The following is an 8,176-nucleotide window of genomic DNA, read 5'->3' on the forward strand; positions in this document are numbered from 1 at the left end:
GGGCCGGGCGGGCGGCGCGACGGCGTTGACAGCCGCGAGGTGAAGCGGTTCACTGAACCGTATCACTGAAGCGTTTCACAGGTTCGATTCCGCAGTGTAGGGTGTTTGCATGTAATACTAGTAGGAAATAGGGGAAGGAGTGATCGTGAGCGGCGGCGTGGACGTGCACCAGCACCTGTGGACGAGCGCGTTCGTCGAGGCGCTGCGGGCGCGCACCGCCCCGCCCCGCCTCGACGGCTGGACCCTGCTCCTCGACGGCGAGCCGCCGTACGAGGTGAACCCGGCCGACCACGAACGCCGCGACACCACCGGCCTGGACCTGGCGCTGGTGTCGCTGTCGAGCCCGCTCGGCATCGAGTTCCTGCCGCCCGAGGAGTGCCGCCCGCTGCTCGACGCCTACCACGAGGGCGCGCTGGCGCTCGGCGAGCCGTTCGGGGTGTGGGCGGCCACCTGCCACAGCGAGCCGGACCCGGACCTGCTGGCCGCCGACCTCGACCGCGGCTGCGCCGGGCTGCAGATCCCGGCCACGGCCGCGCCCGACGACCGGCTGCTGGAGGTGCTGACCGGCCGCGACCTGCCGCTGTTCGTGCATCCCGGCCCGGCGCGCGTCCCGGCCGGGGCGCCGGCGTGGTGGCCCGCTGTGGTGCCGTACGTGCAGCAGTTGCACGAGGCGTGGCACCACTTCCAAGCCGTCGTCCGGCCCCGGCACCCGCGGCTGCGCGTGTGCTTCGCGGCGCTCGCGGGCCTGGCGCCGCTGCACTCCGAACGGCTGATGGCGAGGGGCGGCGCCGGCCGGGGCCTGGTCGACCCCAACACCTTCGTCGAGACCTCCTCCTACGGGCCGCGGGCGATCGACGCGGTCGTCCGGGAGCTCGGCATCGACGTCGTCGTCAACGGCTCCGACGCCCCCTACGCCACCGCCCCCGACCCCGGCCTCGGCGCCGCCGCGGCCCACGCCATCCGCGTCACCAACCCCCGCCGCCTCCTGACCCCAGCACGGACAGGGGCGCCCGTTCCCGTTACCAGGAAGGAGACACTTACGTGAGCACCACCGCCACCGACCCGATCCAGCAGGCCGGCGGGGCCTGTGACGCCCTCCCCGAGCGCACGCTCGACCGGCGCGAGCTGCGTGACCTGGTGGACCGGCTGGCCGCCAGCCCCGAGGAGTGGCGGGAGCTGGTGGACTTCCCCGACGACGGCGGCCGGCACTACGCCTCGCTGCACCGCGACGCGTACGTGGACGTGTGGGTCCTGTGCTGGCGTCCGGAGGACGACACCGGCTGGCACGACCACGACATCTCCTCGGGCGCGGTGCACGTGGTGCAGGGCGCGCTGCGGGAGTGCAACCCGCGCATCGGCGGCGAGCACCTGGAGACGGTGGTGCCCGAGGGGCAGTCGTTCTCGTTCGGGCCGGACCACATCCACCGGCTGACCGGCGCGGTGGACCGCAGCGTGTCCATCCACGCCTACTCGCCGCCCCTGTGGCGGCTCGGGCAGTACTCGATCGACGGCACCGGCGTGATGCGCCGCGTGTCGGTGAGCTACGCCGACGAGCTGCGGCCGCTCGACGACGTCAACGTCGCCTGATCGGGGCGCGCACGTCAGCGGGGACGCAGGACGCAGCAGCTTCCGCAGGGCTCCACGTCGGGGAGCGTGATCCACAGGCAGCAGGTCCTGCGGAAGTAGCCGTCGCCGCCCGGCTCGACCAGGCCGTCCACCGGCTGCCCCACCTGCCTGAGCAGCTCCATGTAGTCGCCGGGCACGACGGTGGTCAGCGGATGGGCGAACGCCTCCGCCGTCGAGCCCCACAGCGTGCGCTCGCCCACCTTGGCCCGGGCGCTGATCGCGGCGACGATCGGCCGCTGCGTCTCCGCCAGCGCCCCGGCGATGGCCTGCGGCCCGGTGATGGCCTCCGCGCCGCCGGCCCAGGTGACGCTCGTGGCGGCGATCGTCACCCCGGCGCCGGACGGCTTGAACCAGGTCTCGGCGAGCCGCATGACCGGCACCCGCCCGTCCAGCGCCCAGCCGAGCGCCATGGGCAGCGTGTGCCAGTAGCCGAAGGTCTTCCAGAACAGCGCCGCGCCGACGTGCCGGGGGGCGTTCCAGCGCCGGGCCGTCTCGTCGATCAGCTCGTCCAGCAGCGTGTACGGCTCCCGCGTCAGCTCCGCGACCGGCGTCCAGGTCGCGTCGGGCTCGATGACGAGCTCCGGCTCGACGCCGATGACGCCGCCGCGCCCGTCGGCCATGCGGCGCAGCGTCTCGCTCAGCACGCCCCGAACCCCTTCCTCATCGGCCGGCCGCACCCAAGGTAGCAGGGCGGCCGGCGAGCCAGCCGGCCACGAGCTGCGCCACCAGCACGCCCAGGATCACCACCAGCGGCACCGTCCAGCCGCCGGACAGCTCGCGCAGATAGCCGAAGAGCAGCGGGCCGAGCGCCGCGATCACGTACCCGACGGACTGGGCCACGGCCGACAGCGCCGTCACCGCCGCAGGGTCCGCCGGGCGCAGCGCGATGATGAGCAGCGCCAGCGCGAACGACGCGCCCTGCCCGATGCCGAGCACCACCATCCACAACCAGGGGACGGTGGTCGGGGCCAGCAGCACGCCGAGGTAGCCGAGCACGGTCAGCACGCCCGCACCCACCACGTACGGCACCTGCGAGGCCCGCCGCCCGGCCAGCACGGGGATCGCGAGCGAGGCGGCAACCTGGACCAGGTTCGTCAGGCTGAGCAGGTAGCCGGCCTGGTCGGCGGGCAGGCCCCGCTCCATGAGGATCGTCGGCAGCCAGGCCAGGACGACGTAGAAGGTGAGCGACTGCAGGCCCATCAGGGCGGTGACGTACCAGGTGACGCGGCTGCGCAGGACGACGCCGAAGGGCCGCGGGCCGCCCTGCGGGCCGCTCCGCCTGCTGAGCGCCTGCGGCAGCCAGAGCAGCGCCGCGAGCAGGGCGGGCACGGCCAGCAGCGCCGTCACCCCGCGCCAGCCGAACCCGGTCAGGCGCTCGAGCGGGACCACCGCGGCCGAGGCGGCGGCCGCGCCGGCCACCACGGCGGAGACGTAGACGCCGGTCATCACGTTGATGCGGGACGGGAAGTGCTGCTTGACGACGCCCGGCATGGAGACGTTCATGACGGCGATCGCGGTGGCGGCCAGGGCCGAGCCGAGGTAGAGCACGGGCGCGCCGTCGAGGCCGCGGAGCGCCACCCCGCAGGCGATGACGAGCAGCCCGGCGAGCAGCGTGCGGTCGAGCCCGATGCGCCGCGCCAGCAGGGGCGCGACCGCGCCGAACACGCCCAGGCAGACGACCATGACCGTGGTGATCGCGCCGCCGCCCGCGGGCGACAGGCCCACGTCGTCCATGATCTCGTCGAGGAGAGGGGAGACACCGGCGATGGCCGGGCGCAGGTTGAGCGCGGTCAGGACGAACCCGGCCATGAGCACCGCTGATCGCAAGGACATGGGGCACCACTCTGGCACATACCGGTGACAACGTTGTCTACCCCCGTCCCGTGAGACATGATCCTGGCGTGAGACCGACGATGAAGGACGTCGCCACGGCGGCGGGCGTGGCGCTGAAGACCGTCTCGCGCGTCGTCAACGGCGAGCCGGGCGTGCACCCGGCGACCGCCGAGCGCGTCCGCGCGGCCATCGACCGGCTGGGCTACAGCCGCAACGAGAGCGCGCGGGTGCTGCGCAGAGGCAGGACGGCCACGATCGGTCTGGTCATCGAGGACGTCGCCGACCCGTTCTACGCGGGCCTGAGCCGGGCCGTCGAGGAGGTCGTGATCGCCCACGACTGCCTGCTGCTCAGCGGCTCCTCAGGGGAGGAGCCGGGGCGCGAGAGGGAGCTGGTCGAGACGTTCTGCGCGCGGCGGGTGGACGGGCTCATCATCGTCCCGGCCGGGGACGACCACACCTACCTGCGGCCGGAGCTGGAGGCGGGCACCAAGGTCGCCTTCGCCGACCGGCCGCCCGGGGCGGGGCTCGCCGCCGACACCGTGCTCGCCGACAACGCGGGCGGGGCCGGGCAGGCCGTACGCCACCTGCTGGAGCACGGCCACCACCGCATCGCCTTCCTCGGCGACGCCCCCGGCATCTTCACCGCCGCCGAACGGCACCGCGGCTACCGCGACGCGCTCGGCGGCCTGTACGACGCGCGCCTGGTCGCGATGCGCCCGCCCGCGCCGGAGACGATGCGGGCCGACCTGGAGCGCATGTTCGCCCTGGACCGGCCGCCCACCGCGCTCTTCACCGGCAACGGGAGGTGCACGGTGGCCGCCCTGCGGGCACTGGCCGGTCAACGGCCGGTCGCGCTGGTCGGCTTCGACGACTTCGAGCTGGCGGACCTGCTGCGGCCGGGAGTGACGGTCGTGGTGCAGGACCCGGCGTGGATGGGGCGGGTGGCGGCCGAGCTGCTGTTCCGGCGGCTGCGGGGGGACGTCGGGCCGCCCGAGCACATCCAGCTCCCGGTGCGGCTCGTCGCGCGCGGCTCGGGCGAACTCCCACCCTGACACCCCTGCGACTGCGGCACCCGGCCCGGCGAAGGGGTGGGAGTCGACCCGTCAGCGGGGGGAGGTCGGTCAGGGAGCGAAGGGGCGCGGCGACCGGTCAAAGGACCGGCGGGCCGCGAAGGGGTGGCGCTCGCACACACGACCGACAGGCGCAGAGGAGTGGGACCGGTCAAGAGGGCCGAAGGGCGGCGGGGGTCAGGGGTGGGGGTGGGCGGGTTGCGGGTGCGGGGTGGGCGCGGGGGGCGGGCGCAGGACGCCGGCCAGCGCCAGCGCCACCAGGACGCCCCCGCCCCCCGCGACCGCGATCGCGGCCCCCGGCCCCAGGGCCTCGCCGAGCGCGCCGATGAGCGCCGCGCCCACCGCCTGCCCCGTCATCAGCCCCGCCGACTGCAGCCCGAACGCCTGCCCGCGCACCTCCTCGGGCACCGCGTCCACGAACCGCCGCTGCAACCCGAGCTGGTACGCCAGCCCGGCCGCGCCCAGCCCCGCCAGGACCGCGGCCCAGCCGATGCCGGGCGCGAGCGCGAAGCCGATCCAGGGCACCCCGAGCAGCGCCGCCAGCGGCAGCGACAGCCGCTCGCGCAGCTCCGGCCGCGCGAACCGGCCCACGACGAACTCCCCCACCGCCATCCCGCCCGCGGCCGCCGCCAGCACCACTCCGGCCCGTCCCTGGCCGCCGAGGTAGGGCACGACCATGGCCTCGGCCCCGGCCAGGCACACGCAGGGCAGCCAGCCGGCGAGCAGCAGCCCCCGCACCCGCCGGTCCCGGACCAGCCGCCGGTTGACCCGCAACGTCTCCCGCACGGCCCCGCCCCACCCGCCGCCCCGGCGCCCGCCGGGCCGCCCGGACTCGCCGCCGCCGCCCGCCGCACTCGAAGCGCGCCCGCCGCCGTCCGCCGCGACCCGGGCGGGCCGGTAGGGCAGGCCCACGCGCAGCACCACCGCCGCCACCGCCGACAACGCCGCCGTGACGGCCAGCGCCCCCGACGGCCCGGCGAAGGCCAGGAACGCGCCCCCGGCCGCCAGCCCCACGATCTGCGCGCTCGCCGAGGCCACGTTGAGCACCGACCGCCCGAGCACGAACGCGTCCCCGGGCAGCACCTCGGGCAGCATCGCCGCCCGCGCCGCCAGGAACACCGGCGAGAACAGCCCGGCGGCCAGCACGACCGCGAGCAGCGCCCACACCGGCAGCCCCGCGTACGCGAGCACCAGGCAGGTCACCGCCCGCACCAGCTCACCGGCGATCATCAGCGCCCGCGGCGCCACCCGGTCGGCCAGTGACAGCAGCAGCAGCCCGCCCACGATGAACGGCAGCCAGCCCGCCATGTACGCCGCCGCCGACAGCCCGGCGGACCCGGTCCTGGCGTACACCAGCACGGACAGCGCCAGCATCTTGATCACGTCCCCGGCGATGAGCAGCACGAAGCTGCCGAACAGCACCCGGAACTCCCTGACGGCGAACACCTCGCCGAACGTCGCGCCCTTCACCCGACCGATGCTGCGGAACGCGCGCCCAGCAGCGCGACTTCTTCGGATATAACCGAAAGGTGCCGGTACGTATCGAGGTCACCCCGCAGGACCTCATGGCCAGCAGGTTCGCGATCTCGCCGCTGATCGAGACCATGCACGCCCAGTGGCGGCTGTCCGGGCGGCTCCCGGCGGGCCCGCTCGACGCGTGGGTGGCCCGCCACCACGCCACGTACGAGAGGCTGGCGCGGCGCCACCCGGTCCTGCGGGCGGGCGCCGCGGTGAGCGGCAACATGGGGGCGGGCAACGTCGACTTCATCGCCCCGCCCCCGACCGCCGTGGACGTGGCCTTCGCCGACGAGCTGGCCGCCGTGCGCGCGACGCCGCTCGCGCAGGCGCACGCCGAGATCGAGCGCGCGCTGGCCCAGCGCCCGCCGGTCGCCGGCTGGGTCAGGGACCTGCTGCTCGGCCCGGAGGTGGTGGAGCTGTTCGCGGCGGCGTACGAGGCGTTGTGGACGGAGATCCTGGCCGGCGACTGGCCGCGCTTCCACGCGGTCCTGCAGCGGGACGTCGCGCACCGGGCGGGCCGGCTGGCCGCCTACGGCTGGGAGGCGGCGCTGGCGGACCTCAGCCCGCGGGTCCGCTGGCGCTCCGGCGGCCACATCGAGGTGCGGATGCTCTCCGGCCTGGACCGCTCGGCCCGCCCCGGCGGCAGGGGGCTGCTGTTCGTGCCGTCGGTGTTCGTCGCGGCGATCGCGACCTATCTGGACGAGCCGTGGCCGTACGCGCTGCTCTATCCGGCCCGCGGCCTGGCGGCGGCCCCGCCCCGGCCGGACGCCGGCCTGTCGCTGCTGATCGGCCGCAGCCGCGCGCGCATCCTCGCCGAGCTGGCCGAGCCGGCCACGACCACGCAGCTCGCCGCCCTGCTGGGCCAGAGCGTCGGCACGACCGGCGGGCACATCGCGGCTCTGCGCCGCACCGGCCTGATCACCGGCACCCGGGTCGGGCGCGGCGTCCTCTACACCAGGACGCCCCTCGGCGACGCGCTGATCAACGGCTAGCCTGTGACGCGAAGGTATAGTCGTTGCGCATCAGTTCTGCAAATCTGTTCAGCTAAGGAGCGCGCGCATGAATGCCGCCGACGTCGCCCCCGACGCGCAGCAGGCCAGGTTCCCGCAGGAGCTGATGTACGCGGCGGCGCAGCAGTACTACATGGAGGACGCCACCCAGGGCGACATCGCGGGGCGGCTCGGCGTCTCCCGGGCGACGGTCAGCCGGCTGCTCACCGAGGCGCGGCGGCAGGGCATCGTCGAGATCAGGGTGCACCGGCCGGCCACGCTCGCCGACGGCCCGCTGGCCGGCGAGGTGGCGCAGGCGCTCGACCTGCGGCGGGTCCACCTGGTGCCCAAGGCCAGCGGCCCGGCCCTCGGCCCGTGGCTGGCGCCGGGGGTGGCCCGGGCCCTGGCCGGCGTGGGGCTGGAGTCGGGTGACGTGGTGCTGGTCTCGTCCGGCACCACCGTGTACGAGTGCGCCCGCGAGGGACTGGGCCAGTTCCCCGGCGTCACGATCGCCCCCGCGGTCGGCGGCCAGGAGGAGCCGCAGCCCTGGTTCCAGACCAACGAGACCACCCGCATCCTGGCCGAGCGCGTCGGCGGCGTGCCCGCCTACCTCTACGCCCCGGCGCTGCCCGGCCCCGAGCTGTTCTACTCGCTGCAGCACGAGCCGTCCGTGCGCCGGGTCATGGACCTGTGGGCGCAGGCCAAGTGCGCCCTGGTCGGCGTGGGCTCGGCGCCGCTGATGCGGCAGATGGTGCCCTCGCTCATGCCGCGCGACGCCGAGAGCCTGCGCCGGGCCGTGGGCGACGTGTGCATGCGGGTCTACGACCGCGACGGCGCCCCGGTCACCTATCCCGGCAGCGAGCGGCTGGTGGCCGCCAAGCCGGAGGAGCTGCGCCGCATCCCGTCCGTGATCGCGGTCGCCGTGGGCGCGGAGAAGGTGCTGTCCATCGTGGCGGGGGCCAAGGGCGGCTACTTCAACGAGCTGGTCACCGACACCCCCACCGCCGAGGGCCTGGTGGCGGCCGCGCACCAGCTCTGAGGACGACCTCCGTACAAGCCGTGAACATCTGTGCTGGACAAAGTTTCTGACTGCGCGCTAACGTGAGCCGCACCACAGGACGTGCCCTGTTGTGAGGGGCT

General features: G+C 75.0%; 8 protein-coding genes. 5 read left to right on the top strand and 3 right to left on the bottom strand.

Features of this window, described 5'->3' with window-relative positions:
* Window positions 1-145: 145 nt before the first annotated feature.
* Both MF672_RS02365 and MF672_RS02370 read left to right on the top strand, forming a co-directional pair.
* Entirely contained in the window at window positions 146-1,045 is a 900-nt protein-coding gene (locus MF672_RS02365; protein ID WP_242376120.1) for an amidohydrolase family protein, read from the top strand.
* A complete protein-coding gene (locus MF672_RS02370; RefSeq protein WP_242376121.1) occupies window positions 1,042-1,587 on the top strand; it encodes a cysteine dioxygenase in 546 nt (181 codons plus the stop codon). Before MF672_RS02365 ends, MF672_RS02370 begins: the two co-directional genes overlap by 4 nt.
* Window positions 1,588-1,601: 14 nt before the next feature.
* On the opposite strand, the gene MF672_RS02375 is transcribed toward MF672_RS02370, so the two are convergent.
* Both MF672_RS02375 and MF672_RS02380 read right to left on the bottom strand, forming a co-directional pair.
* The gene (locus MF672_RS02375; RefSeq protein ID WP_242376122.1) at window positions 1,602-2,270 is read right to left on the bottom strand and encodes a hypothetical protein; all 669 of its coding nucleotides are present in this window, start codon (window positions 2,268-2,270) and stop codon (window positions 1,602-1,604) included.
* A 16-nt stretch (window positions 2,271-2,286) separates the two neighbouring features.
* Window positions 2,287-3,459, bottom strand: coding sequence for a CynX/NimT family MFS transporter (locus MF672_RS02380; RefSeq protein ID WP_242376123.1), 1,173 nt, complete (start codon window positions 3,457-3,459; stop codon window positions 2,287-2,289).
* Window positions 3,460-3,527: 68 nt separating this feature from the next.
* On the opposite strand from MF672_RS02380, the gene MF672_RS02385 reads away from it, so the two are divergent.
* Window positions 3,528-4,511: a LacI family DNA-binding transcriptional regulator gene (locus tag MF672_RS02385; RefSeq protein WP_407654695.1), complete on the top strand. Its 984-nt coding sequence runs from the start codon at window positions 3,528-3,530 to the stop codon at window positions 4,509-4,511.
* 195 nt (window positions 4,512-4,706) lie between these two features.
* Here the strand turns inward: MF672_RS02385 and MF672_RS02390 are convergent, their stop codons facing one another.
* Window positions 4,707-5,999, bottom strand: a complete 1,293-nt coding sequence (locus tag MF672_RS02390; protein ID WP_247815143.1) for an MFS transporter — start codon at window positions 5,997-5,999, stop codon at window positions 4,707-4,709.
* Window positions 6,000-6,058: 59 nt separating this feature from the next.
* Between MF672_RS02390 and MF672_RS02395 the strand changes: the two genes are divergently transcribed.
* Window positions 6,059-7,039, top strand: a complete 981-nt coding sequence (locus MF672_RS02395; RefSeq protein WP_242383754.1) for a DUF5937 family protein — start codon at window positions 6,059-6,061, stop codon at window positions 7,037-7,039.
* A gap of 67 nt (window positions 7,040-7,106) precedes the next feature.
* A complete protein-coding gene (locus MF672_RS02400; protein WP_242383753.1) occupies window positions 7,107-8,075 on the top strand; it encodes a sugar-binding transcriptional regulator in 969 nt (322 codons plus the stop codon).
* Window positions 8,076-8,176: the final 101 nt, after the last annotated feature.

The sequence above is a fragment of the Actinomadura luzonensis genome, from assembly GCF_022664455.2.
In the GTDB taxonomy this organism is placed as follows: domain Bacteria; phylum Actinomycetota; class Actinomycetes; order Streptosporangiales; family Streptosporangiaceae; genus Nonomuraea; species Nonomuraea luzonensis.